This is a genomic window from Kribbella sp. NPDC054772, from assembly GCF_053611945.1.
Window position 1 is genome coordinate 17,049 of sequence record NZ_JBSHBJ010000003.1, and the last position, 18,155, is coordinate 35,203.

At 68.9% G+C, this 18,155-nt stretch carries 13 protein-coding genes; 12 read left to right on the forward strand and 1 reads right to left on the reverse strand.

Going from position 1 to position 18,155, the window contains the following annotated elements:
- Positions 1-113: 113 nt before the first annotated feature.
- On the forward strand, positions 114-4,976 hold the full coding sequence (locus tag ACWGID_RS05545) for an NAD-glutamate dehydrogenase (RefSeq protein WP_452194737.1): 4,863 nt from the start codon (positions 114-116) through the stop codon (positions 4,974-4,976).
- Positions 4,977-4,979: 3 nt separating this feature from the next.
- Here the strand turns inward: ACWGID_RS05545 and ACWGID_RS05550 are convergent, their stop codons facing one another.
- Positions 4,980-5,717 carry a GntR family transcriptional regulator gene (locus ACWGID_RS05550; RefSeq protein WP_452194738.1) on the reverse strand — a complete coding sequence of 246 codons (738 nt, stop codon included), beginning with the start codon at positions 5,715-5,717 and terminating at the stop codon, positions 4,980-4,982.
- A 127-nt stretch (positions 5,718-5,844) separates the two neighbouring features.
- On the opposite strand from ACWGID_RS05550, the gene ACWGID_RS05555 reads away from it, so the two are divergent.
- The 11 genes from ACWGID_RS05555 to ACWGID_RS05605 all read left to right on the forward strand — a co-directional run bounded on the left by ACWGID_RS05555 (position 5,845) and on the right by ACWGID_RS05605 (position 18,153).
- Positions 5,845-6,843 carry a Gfo/Idh/MocA family protein gene (locus ACWGID_RS05555; RefSeq protein WP_452194740.1) on the forward strand — a complete coding sequence of 333 codons (999 nt, stop codon included), beginning with the start codon at positions 5,845-5,847 and terminating at the stop codon, positions 6,841-6,843.
- Positions 6,844-6,874: 31 nt separating this feature from the next.
- Positions 6,875-7,756 carry a sugar phosphate isomerase/epimerase family protein gene (locus ACWGID_RS05560; protein WP_452194741.1) on the forward strand — a complete coding sequence of 294 codons (882 nt, stop codon included), beginning with the start codon at positions 6,875-6,877 and terminating at the stop codon, positions 7,754-7,756.
- The gene (gene iolC / locus ACWGID_RS05565; RefSeq protein ID WP_452194743.1) at positions 7,756-8,697 is read left to right on the forward strand and encodes a 5-dehydro-2-deoxygluconokinase; all 942 of its coding nucleotides are present in this window, start codon (positions 7,756-7,758) and stop codon (positions 8,695-8,697) included. Before ACWGID_RS05560 ends, iolC begins: the two co-directional genes overlap by 1 nt.
- A gap of 614 nt (positions 8,698-9,311) precedes the next feature.
- A complete protein-coding gene (locus ACWGID_RS05570) occupies positions 9,312-10,238 on the forward strand; it encodes a Cgl0159 family (beta/alpha)8-fold protein (protein WP_452195600.1) in 927 nt (308 codons plus the stop codon).
- A complete protein-coding gene (iolB, locus tag ACWGID_RS05575) occupies positions 10,235-11,128 on the forward strand; it encodes a 5-deoxy-glucuronate isomerase (protein ID WP_452194745.1) in 894 nt (297 codons plus the stop codon). The genes ACWGID_RS05570 and iolB overlap by 4 nt, the downstream gene beginning before the upstream one ends.
- Positions 11,125-13,050: a 3D-(3,5/4)-trihydroxycyclohexane-1,2-dione acylhydrolase (decyclizing) gene (gene iolD / locus ACWGID_RS05580; RefSeq protein ID WP_452194747.1), complete on the forward strand. Its 1,926-nt coding sequence runs from the start codon at positions 11,125-11,127 to the stop codon at positions 13,048-13,050. The genes iolB and iolD overlap by 4 nt, the downstream gene beginning before the upstream one ends.
- An 86-nt stretch (positions 13,051-13,136) precedes the next feature.
- The gene (locus tag ACWGID_RS05585) at positions 13,137-14,135 is read left to right on the forward strand and encodes a sugar ABC transporter substrate-binding protein (RefSeq protein WP_452194749.1); all 999 of its coding nucleotides are present in this window, start codon (positions 13,137-13,139) and stop codon (positions 14,133-14,135) included.
- Between the two features lie 62 nt (positions 14,136-14,197).
- On the forward strand, positions 14,198-15,253 hold the full coding sequence (locus tag ACWGID_RS05590; protein WP_452194751.1) for an ABC transporter permease: 1,056 nt from the start codon (positions 14,198-14,200) through the stop codon (positions 15,251-15,253).
- Positions 15,250-16,134, forward strand: a complete 885-nt coding sequence (locus ACWGID_RS05595; protein ID WP_452194753.1) for an ATP-binding cassette domain-containing protein — start codon at positions 15,250-15,252, stop codon at positions 16,132-16,134. The genes ACWGID_RS05590 and ACWGID_RS05595 overlap by 4 nt, the downstream gene beginning before the upstream one ends.
- A gap of 73 nt (positions 16,135-16,207) precedes the next feature.
- Complete coding sequence (locus ACWGID_RS05600; protein ID WP_452194755.1) at positions 16,208-17,134, forward strand: sugar phosphate isomerase/epimerase family protein; 927 nt, start codon at positions 16,208-16,210, stop codon at positions 17,132-17,134.
- The gene (locus ACWGID_RS05605; RefSeq protein ID WP_452194756.1) at positions 17,134-18,153 is read left to right on the forward strand and encodes a Gfo/Idh/MocA family protein; all 1,020 of its coding nucleotides are present in this window, start codon (positions 17,134-17,136) and stop codon (positions 18,151-18,153) included. The genes ACWGID_RS05600 and ACWGID_RS05605 overlap by 1 nt, the downstream gene beginning before the upstream one ends.
- Positions 18,154-18,155: the final 2 nt, after the last annotated feature.

The window sequence follows — 18,155 nt, forward strand, 5'->3', positions numbered from 1 at the left end:
GGCCCGTCCCGACACCACACCAGTGACAGAGGTGGACTAATCTCTGAGTGACCGCACAATGTCGTGCGGTCCGGCGCGAGCGACGCCGACGTCACGTGTGGAGACGGTGGGGAATGCAGAGCAAGCTGGACGTCCGGAAGGCAGATGTGCTCGCGAAGGCGGTGGCCGCGGGGACCCATGGGCACGACAAATTGGTCGACCCGGGCAAGCTGCGGACGTTCTTGGAGCAGTACTACCGGCATGTCGCCGCCGAGGACGTCGCGGAGCGCCAGCCGAACGACTGCCTGGGCGCCGCGCGGCACCACTACAAGTCCGCGATGTCCCGCCCGCAGGGCACGGCGAAGGTGCACGTCTTCACCCCGACGCTCGAGGAGCACGGCTGGTCCGCGAGCGGCCGGACCGTCGTCGAGATCGTGGTCGACGACATGCCGTTCCTGGTCGACAGCGCGTCGATGGCGATCACCGACCGCAACCTCGAGCTCCAGCTGCTGATCCACCCGCAGTTCGTGGTCCGCCGCGACATGGCCGGGACGCTGCAGGAGGTCCTGGACGACAGCGCCACCGCGGACGGGCACGACCTGGTGCGGGAGAGCTGGATGCACCTGGAGATCGAGCGGATCGCGGATGTCGCCGAGCAACGCGCCCTCGAGCAGGAGCTGCAGAAGGTCCTGAACGACGTGCGTGAGTCGGTCGAGGACTGGCCGAAGATGCACGAAAAGGCGGTCAGTATCGCCGCCGGTCTGAACGCCGCCGACCTCCCGGTCTCCGACAGCGAGGTGGAAGAGGCCCGGGAGCTGCTGGAGTGGCTCGCCGACGAGCACTTCACCTTCCTTGGCTACCGCGAGTACGACTTCACCATGGAGGGCGAGCAGGGCATCCTGCGCGGCCGGCCCGGGACCGGCCTGGGCATCCTCCGGCCGGACCCGAAGCCGGGTTCCGGCAAGCTGCCGCCGGAGGTGAGCGCCAAGGCCCAGGAGCAGAAGCTGCTGATCCTGACCAAGGCGAACTCCCGGTCCACGGTGCACAGGTCGGCGTACCTCGACTATGTCGGGATCAAGCAGTTCGACGCGGACGGCAACCCGGTCCGGGAGTGCCGGTTCATCGGGCTGCTCTCGTCGACCGCGTACACCGAGAGCGTCATGCAGGTGCCCGTACTGCGGCGCAAGGCGCTCGAGCTGTTCCGCCAGACCGGCTTCGACCCGAACAGCCACAGTGGCAAGGGTCTGCTCGACGTACTGGAGACGTACCCGCGCGACGAGCTGCTGCAGGCGCCGGTGGAGGACCTGCTGCCGATCGTGCAGTCGGTGCTGCACCTCCAGGAGCGGCGCGCCGTCAAGCTGTTCGTACGCCGTGACGTCTACAACCGGTACCTGTCCTGCCTGGTGTACCTGCCGCGCGACCGCTACACCACCGCGGTCCGGTTGAAGATGCAGCAGATCCTGAAGGACGCCATCGGCGCCGAGAGCGTCACGTACGCCGCCTACGTCACCGAGTCGGTGCTGGCTCGGGTGCACTTCGTGGTCCGGATGAAGCAGGGCGAGACGGTCGGGGAGTACGACCCGGACCTGCTCGAACAGCAGGTGATCGAGGCGACCCGGGCCTGGGAGGACGACTTCAACGTCGCTCTGCACGCGCAGGGCGGCGACGGCGCCGTGGCCAAGCTGTCGCGCCGGTACGCGCAGGCGTTCCCGGAGGCGTACAAGGAGGACTTCGACGCCCGCGTCGCGGTCAACGACGTGCACGTGCTCGAAGGGCTGCCGGCCGACAACGGGCTGGCGATGTCGCTCTACAGTCCGATCGAGGAGGAGTGGGAAGGCGAGCGCCGGTTCAAGGTCTTCCGGACCGGATCGGCGCTATCGCTGTCGCAGGTGCTGCCGCACCTGACGGCGATGGGCGTCGAGGTGATCGACGAACGCCCGTACGAGATCCGCTGCGCCGACGGCACGATGGCCTACATCTACGACTTCGGCCTGAAGGCTCCGGAGGACGCCGAGGAGCGCGAGGACCTCCGCACGCTGTTCTCCGACACGTTCCGGGCGGTCTGGGACGGCCGGGCGGAGTCCGACAACCTGAACGCACTCGTACTACGCGGCAGCCTCAGCTGGCGGCAGGTCTCGATCCTGCGCGCATACCAGCGCTACATCCGTCAGGGTGGTACGCCGTTCAGCCGGGGCTACATCGAGAACACCTTCCTGAACCACGTCGACGTCGCCAGTCTCCTGGTGCAGCTGTTCGAGACCAGCTTCGACCCGGCGCGCGGTCCGGCCGACGACCCGGAGCGCGTGATGCGCACCGACCAGTTGGAGAAGGAGGTCCTGGCCGCGCTGGACACAGTGCGGAGTCTGGACGAGGACCGGATCCTGCGGTCGTACCTGACCGTGATGAAGGCGACGCTGCGGACCAACTACTTCCAGCCCGGCGCCGATGGGCAGCCGCGTTCGTACATTTCGCTGAAGCTGGAGCCGAAGGCGATCCCGGAGCTGCCGCAGCCGCGGCCGGCGTACGAGATCTTCGTGTACTCGCCGCGGGTCGAGGGTGTGCACCTGCGCTTCGGCGCGGTCGCGCGCGGTGGGCTGCGCTGGTCGGACCGCCGCGAGGACTTCCGCACCGAGGTGCTCGGTCTGGTGAAGGCCCAGATGGTGAAGAACTCGGTGATCGTGCCGGTCGGCGCGAAGGGCGGGTTCTACGCCAAGCAGCTGCCGGAGCCGTCGGTGGACCGCGACGCCTGGCTGGCCGAGGGCATCGCGTCGTACAAGACCTTCATCTCGGGGCTGTTGGACATCACCGACAACATCGTTGCCGGTGACATCGTTCCGCCGCGGGACGTGGTCCGGTACGACGGTGACGACGCCTACCTGGTCGTTGCCGCGGACAAGGGGACGGCGACGTTCTCGGACATCGCGAACGGTGTCGCGAAGGAGTACGGCTTCTGGCTCGGTGACGCGTTCGCGTCCGGCGGCTCGGTCGGGTACGACCACAAGGCGATGGGCATCACCGCCCGCGGCGCCTGGGAGTCGGTGAAACGGCACTTCCGCGAGATGGGTCACGACTGCCAGAACGAGGACTTCACTGTCGTCGGCGTCGGCGACATGTCCGGTGACGTGTTCGGCAACGGGATGCTGCTGTCCGAGCACATCCGACTGGTCGCGGCGTTCGACCACCGGCACATCTTCCTGGACCCGGTGCCGGACGCGGCCACGTCGTTCGCCGAGCGGCGGCGGCTGTTCGAGCTGCCGCGGTCGTCCTGGGCGGACTACGACGCGTCGCTGATCTCGGCGGGCGGTGGCGTGTTCCCGCGGACCGACAAGGCGATCCCGATCTCCGCCGAGGTACGGACGGCGCTCGGCATCGAGAGCACCGCGACGACGCTGACCCCGGCCGAGTTGATGAACGCGATCCTGAAGGCGCCGGTCGACCTGTTCTGGAACGGCGGCATCGGCACCTACGTGAAGTCGGCCGCCGAGTCGAACGCGGACGTCGGCGACAAGGCCAACGACCCGATCCGGATCGACGGCGCCGAGCTGCGCGCCCGCGCGGTCGGCGAGGGCGGCAACCTCGGCTTCACCCAGCTCGGCCGGATCGAGTACGCCGCGGCCGGCGGCCGGATCAACACCGACTTCATCGACAACGTGGCCGGCGTGGACACCTCCGACCACGAGGTGAACATCAAGATCCTGCTGGACACGGTGGTCGCGGACGGCGACCTGACCGAGAAGCAGCGCAACGACATCATCGCGTCGATGACCGACGAGGTCGGCGCGCTGGTGCTGAAGAGCAACTACCGGCAGAACATCGCGCTCGCGAACGCGACCGAGCAGGCGCCCGCGCTGCTGCACGTCCACCAGGACTGGGTACGGCGCCTCGAGAAGCAGGGCCTGCTCAATCGCGAACTGGAGTTCCTGCCGAGCGTCAGCGAGTTCAAGCGGCGCAAGGCCGAGGGGCGCGGGCTGACCTCGCCGGAACTCTCGGTGCTGATCGCCTACACCAAGATCGTGATGGAGGCCGAGCTGCTGAAGACGTCGCTTCCCGACGACGCCTTCCTCGCGCACAAGCTGGCCAGCTACTTCCCGAAGGCGATCCAGGAGCGGTTCGCCGACCAGGTGCAGAGCCACCAGCTGCGCCGGGAGATCATCACCACGCAGGTCGTCAACGAATTCGTGAACACGTCCGGCATCACGGCGTACCACCGGCTCTCGCTGGAGACCGGCGGGACGGTCGAGGACGTCGTCCGGGCGAACCTCGCGGCGTCCCGGATCTTCGCGCAGCCGGAGCTGCTGTCGCGCAACGCCGAGCTGGACAACGTCGTCCACGCCGACACCCAGTCGCACATGCGGCTGGAGACCAGGACACTGGTGGAGCGCGCGACCCGCTGGCTGGTCAGCAACCGGCGGCCACCGGTCGACATCGAGGAGCTGATCGAGTTCTTCGGCCCCGGCATCGCGAAGCTGACCACGGCGCTTCCCGAGGTACTGCGGGGTCGCGAGCTGGCGCTGTTCGAACAGCGTCGCGAAGCGCTCGTGCAACGGGGAGTCGGGGACGACTTCGCCACCCGGATCGCGGTACTGCCGCCGGCGTACGCGGGGCTCGGGATCGTGGAGACCGCGTCCCGCGACGACATCGACATCCTCGAGGTCGCCAAGGTGCACTTCGCGCTCGGCGAGCGGCTGCAGCTGGGCCGCTTCCTGGAACGGATCATCGGCCTGCCGCGCACCGACCGCTGGCAGACGATGGCCCGGGCCGCGCTGCGCGACGACCTGCACGCCGTCCACGCCCGCCTGACCCGTCAGGTCCTGGCGAGCACCGACGCCTCGGCCGAACCCGAGGACCGCGTCGCCACCTGGCAGGACCAGAACGCCACGGCCCTGGCCCGCGCAGCCACCATGCTCGACGAGATCGTCGAAACCGAGGGCCCGGAACTCGCCCACCTCTCGGTCGGCCTCCGCCTGGTCAGGACCCTGCTCGCCAACCAGGCTTAGAAATCAGCGGTCCGACACTACGACGTCGACGGAGTACTGGTCGGCGCGGTAGCAGTGGTTGCCGTACTCGACGGGGGAGCCGTCGGCGGCGTAGGCGGAGCGGGTCATGGTGACCAGGGGTTCAGCCTTGGACATGTGCAGGGTACGGCGCTCCTCGGCGGTCGCGTTGCGGGCGCCGATGCGCTGGCGGGCAACCGTCGGGCGGATGCCGCGGGCGCGCAGTACGGAGTACAGGCCGTCCGCGGTGAGTTGCTCCAGGGTCAGGTCGTTGAGGGCCGGAGGCAACCAGTTGCGCATGATCGCGAGCGGTACGTCGTCGGCGTACCGGAGCCGGACGATCGAGACCAGCGGGGTGCCGGTCGGCAGCTCGAGTACGGCGGCGGCGCGGTCGTCGTGGGCGTCGCAGTCCAGCGACAGGACCTCGGTGCGCGGCGCGCGGCCCTCGCGGGCAAGGTCCTCGTAGAGGCTGGTCAGCTCGGCCTTGCGGTGCACCATCTGGTTCGCGACAGTGGTGCCGATGCCGCGCCGGCGGACCAGCAGGCCCTGGTTGACCAGCTCGGAGATCGCCCGCCGGACCGTCGGCCGGGACAGCCCGAGCCGGTCCGACATGGCGATCTCGTTCTCGAACGGGTCGCCCGGGCGCAGTGAGCCGTCGGTAATGGCGGACGTCAGTTGCTCGGCCAGTTGGTGGTACAGCGGCACCGGACTGGTCCGATCGATACTGACCGGAAGGGCAACCATGGCCGGGATGTTACATGATGAAGGTATGTATGTCTCGACGTGAAAATGTGTTAACAAAGTCTTGACACCTTCGCTGCCTGCCCGGGAAGCTGACGGAGCGTACGCAACCAGCGGAAGGGTGACCGGAATGCGGATCGGGTTGGTCGGGGTCGGGCGGATCGGGGCGTTCCACGCCGCCACGCTCAAGGATTTGCCGGCGGTGGAACAGGTGGTCGTCGCCGATGCGGACCCGGGCCGGGCGGAACTCGTCGCGAAGGATCTCGGCCTGGAGTTCGCGCCCGATGTCGACGCGTTGCTGGCGAGCCGGCTGGACGGGTTCGTGATCGCCGCCGCGACGTCCGCGCACGCCGAGTTGATCGAGGCCGGTCTGGCGGCCGGCCTCCCGACGTTCTGCGAGAAGCCGGTGGCGATCGACCTGGCCGAGACCAAGCGCGTCGTCGAGCTGGTGGAGAACTCCGGCGTACCGGTGCACATCGGCTTCCAGCGCCGCTTCGACCACGGGTACCAGACGGTCGCGGCGCAGGTCCGCTCCGGCGAGCTCGGGTTCATCCACCACATCCGGGCGAACACCAACGACGCGTTCCCGCCGCCGGCGGGGTACATCCCGACCAGCGGTGGGTTCTTCCGGGACTGCACGGTGCACGATTTCGACATCATCCGGTTCGTCACCGGGGCCGAGGTGGTCAGCGTGTTCGCCACCGGCGCGAACCGCGGCGAGTCCTTCTTCGGCGAGTACGGCGACGTGGACGCAGCGGCCGCCCTGCTGACACTGGACGACGGCACCTTCGTCTCGGTCAGCGGCACCCGGTACAACGCGGCCGGGCACGACGTGCGGATGGAGGTACTCGGCAGTCTCGGATCGGTCGCGGTCGGGCTCGACGAGCACACCGCGCTGCGTTCCGCCGAGGAGGGCGTGACCTTCCCGGGCGGTCAGCCGCACGCGACGTTCATGGACCGGTTCCGTCCGGCGTACGCCGCCGAGCTCGCCGCCTTCACTGAAGTTGTGGCCGGCAACCGTGAGGTGCCGTGCACGGTCCGCGACGCGTACCAGGCGTTCCGGACAGCCGATGCGTGCGAACTCTCGCGCCGCGAGGCCCGAGTTGTCACGCTGGAAGAGATCGCCTGATGCCGTACTCGAGAACAGAGGAGAACTGCCGATGACCGAGCTGGTGGACCGTATCGCCGGCGCCCCGATCTCCTGGGGCGTATGCGAGGTTCCGGGGTGGGGCTGGCAGTTCGACCCGGAGACGGTACTGGCCGAGATGCGGGACGCCGGCTTGGCCGCGACCGAGTTCGGTCCGGACGGTTTCCTCCCCGAGGACCCGGCCGAGAAGGCGAAGACCCTCGCGGACGTGGGTCTTCGCGCGGTCGGCGGCTTCGTCCCGGTCGTCCTGCACGATCCGGCGTACGACCCGGCGCCTGAGGTGACGACGGCGCTCGACGGATTCGTTGCCGCCGGTGCCACCACCCTGGTGCTCGCCGCGGCCACCGGCCAGGACGGGTACGACGACCGTCCGGTGCTCGACGAGACGGGCTGGAGCACGCTGCTCGCGAACCTGGACAAGCTGGCCGACCTCGCCGCTGCGCGTGGTGTGCTGGCGACGATCCACCCGCATGTCGGCACGATGGTGGAGAACGCCGACGACGTCGAGCAGGTCCTGAACGGTTCGTCGATCGGTCTCACCGTCGACACCGGGCACCTGTTGATCGGCGGCGTCGACCCGGTCGCGCTGGTGGTCAAGCACACCGACCGCGTCCGGCACACGCACCTGAAGGACGTGGACGCCGCGTGGGCCGCGCGGGTGCAGGCCGGCGAGGTCAGCTACACGGACGCCGTACGGCAGGGGATGTACCGGCCGCTGGGTGCCGGCGACATCGACATCACGTTGATCGTCGCGACCCTCGAAGAGGCCGGGTACGACGGCTGGTACGTGCTCGAGCAGGACACGATCCTGTCGGACCGGCCGAGTGGCGAGGGACCCGTGGTCGATGTCCGGGCGAGTATCGCGCACCTGCGGGAGATTGCGGGTCGGGTCTGATGGTGGACGACGTACTGACGATCGGGCGGATCGGGGTCGACCTGTACCCGCTGCAGGCCGGGACGCACCTGGAGGACGTGGAATCGTTCGGGAAGTTCCTCGGCGGCAGCGCGACGAACGTCGCGGTCGCGGCGGCGCGGCACGGGCGGAAATCGGCGGTGATCAGCCGGACCGGGAACGACCCGTTCGGCACGTTCATCCACCGGACGCTCGGCGAGCTCGGGGTCGACGACCGGTTCGTGTCGCCGGTGGACGGGCTGCCGACGCCGATCACGTTCTGCGAGATCTTCCCGCCGGACAACTTCCCGCTGTACTTCTACCGGTTCCCGAAGGCGCCGGACCTGGTGATCAACCCCGACGAGCTCGACCTGGACGCGATCCGGGAGGCGCGGATCTACTGGTCCACGGTCACCGGGCTGTCCGCAGAGCCGTCCCGGTCGGCGCACTTCGCCGCCTGGGAGGCGCGTGGCCGGCGGCCGATCACGGTGCTGGACCTGGACTACCGGCCGATGTTCTGGGCTGATCCGAGCGAGGCGCACGCGCAGGTCAGTCGAGCGCTCGAGTACTGCACGGTTGCTGTCGGCAACCGTGAGGAGTGTGAGGTGGCGGTCGGCGAGACCGACCCGGACAAGGCGGCGCAGGCGCTGCTAGACCGGGGGCTGGAGCTCGCAGTCGTCAAGCAGGGGCCGCGCGGCACGCTGGCGCGGACCCGCGACGAGCGGGTCGAGGTCCCGCCGTACCCGGTCGAGGTCGTCAACGGACTGGGGGCCGGCGACGGCTTCGGCGGGGCGTTGTGCCACGGGTTGCTGTCCGGTTGGCCGCTGGAGAAGGTCATCCGGTTCGCGAACGTCGCCGGTGCGATCGTCGCCTCCCGGCTGGAGTGTTCCACCGCCATGCCCACCACCACCGAAGTCCTCTCCCACATGGGTGACCAAGCATGAGTAGACCTGACCAGGAGCCGTACCGCGAAGACGCGCGCCCGATCCCGATCCAGCGTCCCGGGACTCCCGACGACGAAGCCACCGTCTTCACCCCGGGACCGAACGACCCGACCGTCGCCATCCGCCGCCCCGACGCGAACGACCCGACGATCGGGGCCCAGTCGAACGCGGACGACCTGACGGTGGTCGCGCAGCGTCCGGTCGCCGACGAGCCGACTGTCGCGCAGCGGCCGCCGGCCGAACCGGCCGAGGGGCATCGCATCCCGAAGACCCCGAGCGGTCCGGGGCAGGTCCGGCCCTCGGTGCCCCCGGCGGACGACGAAGACGTGACGGTCGAGGCAGCCGTGCCCCAGGCACCGGCAGACGGCCAGACCACAGTCATCGGAGACCTCGGCCTCCCCACCAACCAGCCAACCACCCCACCGGCGAGTCAGCCGGTCGAGCAGCGCGCCGACCAGTCGCCCGCCGCGCCCGCGAACCAGTCGGTCGAGGAGCGGGCCGATCAGCCGACCGCTGCGCCGGTGGACCAGGCGGCGCCTCCGGCGGTGAGCCAGGCGGCTGAGGATTGGGCGGATCAGCCCACTCAGTTGGGTGAGCAGGTGGTTGAGGCGCCGGTGTGGGAGACAGCTCCGGCGCCGCGGTGGCATGAGTATGGCGAGCGGCTCGCGGAGCTGACCGAGATTCGGGTTCGGCATCCTGAGCGACTGGCTGAGGCTTGGCAGCGGCGGCGTACGCGGGCGCTGGTCGGTGACGACGGGCGGTTGCTGATCGTCGCGGCCGACCACCCGGCGCGCGGCGCGCTCGGTGTTCGGGGCGACCGGATGGCGATGGCCAGCCGGCCGGAGCTGATCGGCCGGCTGATGACGGCGCTGGAACGGCCAGGTGTCGACGGAGTGCTCGCGACCCCGGACATCCTCGAAGACCTGCTGCTGCTCGGCGCGCTCGAGGGCAAGGTCGTGATCGGCTCGATGAACCGCGGCGGCCTGCAGGGCGCCACGTTCGAGGTCGACGACCGCTTCACGGCGTACCGTTCCGCCGACGAGATCGCCACCCGCCGCCTCGACGGCGGCAAGATGCTGACCCGCATCGACCTCGACGACCCGGGCACGGTCGCGACCCTGGAGTCCAGCGCCGCCGCCGTCACCGGCCTCGCCGAGCACAAGCTGATGGCGATGGTCGAACCGTTCTGGTCGACCCGCGCCGAGGACGGCCGGGTGACGAACCTGCTCGACCCGGACTCGGTGATCAAGTCGATCCACATCGCCTCCGCCCTCGGCGCGACCAGCGCGTACACCTGGCTCAAGCTCCCGGTCGTCGACGAACTGGAGCGCGTGATGGAGGCGACCACTCTGCCGACGCTGCTGCTCGGCGGCGATCCGACGGTCGCCCCCGAAGCGACGTACGCCTCCTGGGGCAAGGCGCTCGGCCTCCCCTCGGTGCGCGGTCTCGTCGTCGGCCGCGCGTTGCTCTTCCCACCCGACGGAGATGTGGCCGCCGCCGTCGATCACGCCGCGACGCTCGTCCACGGGGGTGCCGCATGACCGAATGGTTCCGGCCCGCTGGGTCGACCGCGAACGACGCCTTCGAGGTGATGGTGCGACCTGGGGAGACCGACTGGCATCACACCGGGTTGGCGATCCGCACGCTGCTGCCCGGACAGTCGGTGGAGATCGACACCGGCGACTGCGAGTACCTCGTGCTTCCGCTCAGCGGATCGGCCGAGGTGATCATCGACGGGCAGCGCGTCCCGCTCGGTGGCCGGGCCGAGGTCTTCTCGGGCGCGACCGACCTCGCCTATGTCCCGCGGAACTCGACGTTCGCCGTGGTCAGCGCCGGCGGCGCCCGGATCGCGTTCCCGAATGCCAAGGCGGCCAGCGACTTCCCGTTCCGGCGGATCGCGGCCGACGAGGTGGAGACCGAGCTGCGCGGCGCCGGCGTCGCGTCCCGTCAGGTCCGCAACTTCGGTACGCCGGGAGTTCTCGCCGCCGACTCGATCATCGCCTGCGAGGTGATCACGCCGGCCGGCAACTGGTCGTCGTACCCGCCGCACAAGCACGACGAGCACCGGCCGGGGAAGGAGAGCGAGCTCGAGGAGATCTACTACTTCGAGCTGCAGCTGTCCGACGACGTCCCGGAAGGTGTCAAGGGCAACGACCCGATCGGGTACCAGCGCGTGTACGGCACCGAGGACCGCCCGATCGACGTCCTCGCGGAAGTCCGCAGCGGCGACCTGGTACTGGTCCCGCACGGCTGGCACGGGCCGGCGATGGCGCCGCCCGGCTACGACATGTACTACCTGAACGTGATGGCCGGCCCCGGGACCGAGCGGCAGTGGCTGATCACCGACGACCCGCAGCACGCCTGGGTCCGCGAGCTGTGGAACTCCCAGCACATCGATCCCCGGCTTCCGCTCGGAAGGGATGAGTCATGACGGTGCGCCTCACGGTCGCTCAGGCACTGGTGCGCTTCCTCGGCGCGCAGTACTCCGAACGCGACGGGCGGCGGCAGAAGCTCTTCGCCGGGTGCTTCGGCATCTTCGGCCACGGCAACGTGGCCGGTCTCGGTCAGGCGCTGCTGCAGTCCGAGCTCGCCGATCCGGATGCCCTGCCGTACATCCTGGCCCGCAACGAGCAGGCGATGGTGCACACCGCGGCCGCCTTCGCCCGGACCACGAACCGCCTGCAGACCTACGCCTGTACGGCGAGCATCGGGCCCGGCTCGACCAACATGATCACCGGCGCCGCGTTGGCGACCGTGAACCGGCTGCCCGTCCTGCTGCTGCCCTCCGACACCTTCAGTACCCGGGTCGCGACGCCGGTCCTGCAAGAGCTGGAGAACTTCGGCGCCGGCGACATCAGCGTGAACGACGCGTTCCGTCCGGTCTCGCGGTACTTCGATCGCGTCAGCCGTCCGGAGCAGTTACCGTCCGCGCTGCTGCACGCGATGCGCGTCCTGACCGACCCGGTCGAGACCGGCGCGGTCACGATCGCGATGCCGCAGGACGTGCAGGCCGAGGCGTTCGACTGGCCGGAGGAGCTCTTCGCCGAGCGCGAGTGGCACGTCGGCCGACCGTTGCCCGAGACAAGCATTCTGGACCAGGCGGCCGACCTGATCCGCAACTCCCGGCGGCCGCTGATCGTCGCCGGCGGTGGCGTCGCGTACTCCGCGGCGAACGACGTACTGCGGACCTTCGCGGAGGTGACCGGCATCCCGGTCGGGGAATCCCAAGCAGGTAAGGGATCGCTGCCCTACGATCACCCGCAGTCGGTCGGCGCGATCGGCTCCACCGGGACCACGGCCGCGAACGCGCTGGCCGAGTCCGCCGACCTGGTGATCGGGATCGGCACCCGGTACGCCGACTTCACCACCGCGTCCCGCACCGCGTTCCAGAATCCCGACGTACGGTTCGTGAACGTCAACGTGGCCAGGTTCGACGGCGGGAAGCACGCCGGACTGCCGGTGGTCGCTGACGCCCGCGAGGCGCTGGCGGCGCTGACGACCGCGCTCGACGGCTGGTCGGTCGACGACGAGTACCGGACCGAGACCGGGCAGCTCGCGCAGGAGTGGGACGCGATCGTCGAGCGGACGTACAACCCGCCGGCCGAGGTGACCGGGAAGCTGGCCGACGGCCTACTCACCCAGGGCGAGGTACTCGGCTGCGTGAACGAGCTGTCCGACCCGCGGGACGTCGTCGTCTGCGCGGCCGGCTCGATGCCCGGCGACCTGCACAAGCTCTGGCGGACCCGGGACGGCAAGGGGTACCACGTCGAGTACGGGTACTCCTGCATGGGCTACGAGATCGCCGGCGGGATCGGCGTCCGGCTCGGCGCACCGGACCGGGACGTGTTCGTCATGGTCGGCGACGGGTCGTACCTGATGATGTCGACCGAGCTGGTGACCGCGGTCCAGGAGAACGTCAAGGTGATCGTGGTCCTGGTCCAGAACCAGGGCTTCGCCTCGATCGGCGCGTTGTCGGAGTCGCTGGGCTCGCAACGGTTCGGTACGGCGTACCGCTATCGCTCCTCCGACGGTCGGCTGGATGGGGACTACCTTCCGGTCGACCTGGCGGCGAACGCCCGCAGCCTCGGCGTCGAGGTGATCGAGGTGGAGAGCAGGGCCGAACTGGAGAAGGCGATCGGCATCGCGAAGGTCGCGACCGGCCCGATCCTGATCCAGGTCCGGACCGACCCGCTGATCGGTGCCCCCGACAGCGAGTCCTGGTGGGACGTCCCGGTCAGCGAGGTGTCGACGCTGGCGTCGACCTCGACGGCGCGGGCGGCGTACGAGGAGTTCAAGACCGGCCAGCGTGCCTACGTGGCGCCGGTGACGTACACGAGAGAGACGGACGACTGATGCGCGTCAACCTGCCGCGAGGCAGCCGATCACAGCAATTCCCGGCCGCCATGTAGCCGCGGCCGGCCCTATCAGGGGAGGGCAAGATGTTCAGATCAGGTAGGCGGCTGGTGACCGCCGCGGTCACTGTGGTTCTGGTGGTCACAGTGGCCGCGTGCAGCAGCACCGGTGGGAAGAAGGCCGAGCAGTCCGCGACCGCCGCGGCAGCAGGTCAGGCCAACACGCCGAAGATGACGGTCGCGATGATCACCCACGGGGCACCGGGTGACACCTTCTGGGACATCATCCAGAAGGGTGCCAAGGCCGCGGCCGCCAAGGACAACGTCGATCTGAAGTACTCGTCGGATCCGTCCTCGGGCAACCAGGCGAACCTCATCCAGAGCGCGATCGACAGCAAGGTCGACGGGATCGCCGTCACGCTCCCCGACCCACCGGCGCTGATCCCCGCCGTCAAGAAGGCCATCGCCGCCGGCATCCCGGTCGTCGCGCTGAACGCCGGGATCGGCCAGTTCTCGCAGTCGGGCGCGTTGTCGTACTTCGGCTCCGACGAGAGTCTGGCCGGTGAGGCCGCCGGCACCAAGGCCTCGCAGGGCAACTACAAGCACCTGCTGTGTGTGATCCAGTTCCAGGGCCAGGTCCAGTTGGAGGACCGCTGCAACGGGGTGAAGAAGACCTTCAACGGGCAGTGGACCAAGATCTACGTCAACGGCTCGGACCGGCCGTCGGAGCAGACCACGATCGCGGCGAAGCTGAAGCAGGACCCGAGCATCGACTTCATCGTCACCCTCGGCGCTCCGGACGCGCTGGCCGCGATCAACGCGGTGAAGGAGTCCGGCAGCAAGGCCAAGATCGGCACCTTCGACTTCAACCCGCAGATCCCGCCGAAGATCAAGGCCGGTGATCTGCAGTTCGCGATCGACCAGCAGCCGTACCTGCAGGGGTACGAGGCGGTCGACTCGCTGTGGCTCTACAAGAACAACGGCAACATCCTCGGCGGCGGCAAGCCGACCCTGACCGGACCGTTCGTCGTCGACAAGCAGAACGTCGACTTCGTCGGCAAGTTCGCGGCCAACGGTACGCGGTAGTGGGCTGTCCGGGGGCGCCGTCCACGGTGTCCCCGGACGCGATCCGAGACTAGGAGGTCTCCATGAGTCAGACAGTGGTCGCCGCCCCGACACCACCGGCCGCCGACGAGCGGCTCGGACGACGGTCCGCGTTCTCCAGGCTGCTGGCCAGGCCCGAACTGGGCGCGCTGGTCGGCGCAATCGTGATCTATGCCGTGTTCTTCATCGTCGCCCCGCCGTTCCGCGACGCGACGTCGTTGTCCACGGTGCTCTACCAGAGCTCGGTGTACGGCATCCCCGCGGTGGCGGTCGCGCTGCTGATGATCGGCGGCGAGTTCGACCTGTCCGCCGGTGTCGCCGTGACCAGTTCGGCGCTGGTGGCAGCGATGTTCAGCTTCCAGTTCACCGCGAACATGTGGGTCGGGGTCGGGGTCTCCCTGGTGGTCGCGCTGGTGATCGGCTTCATCAACGGTTATCTCGTCGTGAGAACTGGGATCCCGAGCTTCCTGGTGACGCTCGGCACGTTCTTCATGCTGCGCGGGCTGAACCTGGCGATGACCAAGCAGATCACCGGGAACGTCGCCACCGACGACGTGTCGAACATCGCCGGGTTCAGCTCGGCACAGAACGTCTTCGCGTCCTCGTTCACGATCGGCGGCGTGTCGATCCGGATCACCCTGGTGTGGTGGATCGTCTTCGTGATCATCGCCACCTGGTTGCTGCTGCGTACGCGGGTCGGTAACTGGATCTTCGCCGTCGGCGGGTCCGCCCCCAGTTCCCGCGCGGTCGGCGTACCGGTCAAGCGGGTGAAGATCGGCCTGTTCATGGGTGTCGGTTTCCTGGGTTGGTTCACCGGCATGCACATCCTGTTCGCCTTCAACACCGTGCAGTCCGGTCTCGGCGTCGGCAACGAGTTCATCTACATCGTCGCCGCCGTGGTCGGTGGGTGCCTGCTCACCGGTGGCTACGGCTCCGCGATCGGCGCGGCGATCGGCGCCTTCATCTACGGCATGGCCGAGCTGGGGATCGTCTACGCCGGCTGGAACCCCGACTGGAAGTACTTCTTCCTCGGCGTGCTGCTGCTGGGCGCCATCCTGCTGAACAGTTACATCCGTCGACGTGCGGAGGCCTCGAGATGACCGCGACGACCACCGAAGCCCCGGCCAAGGCACCCCTGGTGCGGCTGTCGGGCTGCGACAAGAACTACGGGAACATCATCGCCCTCGGCGGAATCTCGCTCGAAGTGGATGCCGGTGAAGTGACCTGCGTGCTCGGGGACAACGGGGCCGGCAAGTCCACGCTGATCAAGATCATCGCCGGCCTGCACAAACCGACCCACGGCACGTACGAGGTCGAGGGCGAGGCGGTCACGTTCGACTCGCCGCGGGAGGCGCTCGAGCACGGGATCGCGACGGTGTACCAGGACCTCGCGGTCGTCCCGCTGATGCCGGTCTGGCGGAATTTCTTCCTCGGCAACGAGGTCAGCAAGCGGACCGGCCCGATCAAACGCCTGGACATCAACTTCATGCGCAGTACGACGAAGAAGGAACTGCTCGACATGGGCATCGACCTGCGCGACGTCGACCAGCCGATCGGCACGCTGTCCGGTGGTGAGCGGCAGTGCGTCGCGATCGCCCGGGCGGTGTACTTCGGGGCGAAGGTCCTGATCCTCGACGAGCCGACCGCGGCGCTCGGTGTGAAGCAGTCCGGTGTGGTGCTGAAGTACATCGTCCAGGCACGCGAACGCGGGCTCGGCGTCATCTTCATCACCCACAACCCGCACCACGCCTATCCGGTCGGCGACCGCTTCCTGCTGCTGAAGCGCGGCAAGTCGATCGGCTACTACGCGAAGAGTGAGATCAGCCGTGACGATCTCACCGCCCAGATGGCCGGTGGCGCCGAGCTCGACCAGCTCCAGCACGAGCTCCAGCACGGTGGGAAGGCGACGGCCGACGTGGCTTCCGAGCTCGAGGAGGAGGTGCAGGAGCTCGGGATCGCCGAGCGTCCCACCGGTTCGTGAGCTGGGGTCCGCCGTTTCGGCGGCGGACCTCTCGTTCGACCCCGTTCAGAGTTTCTTGGAAGGATCGCTACAGATGACCTCTACCGACCCCGGGAGCGCGCCTCGCCTCGCCCTGGGCAGTTGTCCCGATTCCTGGGGAGTCTGGTTCGCCGACGATCCGCGGCAGACGCCGTGGGAGCGGTTCCTGGACGAGCTGTCCGGTGTGGGCTACCAGTGGATCGAGCTCGGCCCGTACGGGTACCTGCCGACCGATCCCGCGCGACTCACCGACGAGCTCGGGAAGCGGGGTCTCCGGGTCTCCGGTCAGGCCGTCGGCGCACCGCTGCACGACAGCAGTCAGTGGGAGCCGACGCTGGCCGAGGCCCGCCGGGTCGCGGAGCTGGTGACCGCGGTGGACGGCAAGTTCATGGTGATCCTGCCTGGGGAGTACCGGGACGGGCGGACCGGTGCGGTCACGTCGGCCCGTGAGCTCGACGCCGACGGCTGGAGCACGTTGATCCGGCAGAACAACGAGCTCGGCCGGATCATCGGCGAGGAGTACGGCCTCACCCTCGCGTTCCACCCGCATGCCGACTCGAACGTGGAGACGCAGGCCCAGGTGGAGCGGTTCCTGCACGACACCGATCCGCGGTACGTGTCGCTGTGCCTGGACACCGGGCACTTCGCCTACCGGCACGGCGACAACGTCGGGATCATCGAGAAGTACCCGGAGCGGCTCGGGTTCGTGCACATCAAGGGCGTCGATCCCGAGGTGCTGAAGGTCGTCGACGCCGAGGACCTGTCGTTCGGGGAGGCGGTCAAGCGCGGTGTGATGGCCGAGCCGCCGAACGCCGAGCCGAAGGTCGAGCCGATCGCCGAAGCACTCCGGGCGCTCGACCGGGACGATCTCTTCGTGATCGTCGAGCAGGACCTGTACCCGTGCGAGTTCGGCGTACCCGAACCGATCGCACGGCGGACGTACGACTATCTGCGCAGTGTCGGAATCGGAGGTGACCAGTGATGACGGTCCGGGTCGGGGTGATCGGCGTCGGGATGATCGGGCAGGACCACATCCGGCGGCTCACGCAGGTGCTGTCCGGGGCGCAGGTGGTCGCGATCACCGACGTGGATCCGGAGCGCGCGCGGTCGGTGGCGGACGGTCTGCCGTCCTGCACTGTGCACGCGACCGGGCAGGACGTGATCGGTGACGACGCCGTGGACGCCGTCGTGGTGACGTCGTGGGGGCCGACGCACGAGGAGTTCGTGCTGGCCGCGATCGAGGCCGGCAAGCCGGTGTTCTGCGAGAAACCGTTGGCGACCACGCAGGAGGCCTGCCGGCGGATCGTCGACGCCGAGGTGGCGAGCGGCCGGCGGCTCGTGATGGTCGGGTTCATGCGCCGGTACGACGCGGCGTACCAGGCGGTGAAGGCCGCCGTCGACGGCGGTTCGATCGGGGCGCCGTTGCTGATGCACTGCGCGCACCGGAACCCGTCGGTTCCGCCGTACGGATTCACCACCGAGATGATCATCACCGACTCCGCCATCCACGAGATCGACCTGGTGCGGTGGATGTTCGACGACGACGTGGTCGCGGCCACGGTCCTGAAGCCGGGACGGCGGAACAGCAACGCGACCGACGACCTGCAGGATCCGCTGATGCTGCTGCTGGAGATGGCCAGCGGGATCCTGGTCGACGTCGAGCTGTCGCTGAACATCCGCTTCGGGTACGACATCCGCGGCGAGGTCGTCGGCGAACTCGGTACGGCGGCCCTCGCGGAGACCTCCGGTGCGATCGTCAAGAACGACGGCCGGTACGCCGGGCGGGTGCCCGCCGACTGGCGCGAACGGTTCCTCCGCGCGTACGACATCGAGTTGCAGGACTGGATCGACGCGGTCGCGGCCGGCGGTTTCACCGGCCCGAGTGCCTGGGACGGCCATCTCGCGGCCGTGGTGTCGGACACCTGCCTCGAAGCCTTGCGGACCGGTCAGCGCGTCGAGGTCGCCGCGCACGAACGGCCCGACTTCTACGCGAAGGGCTGACC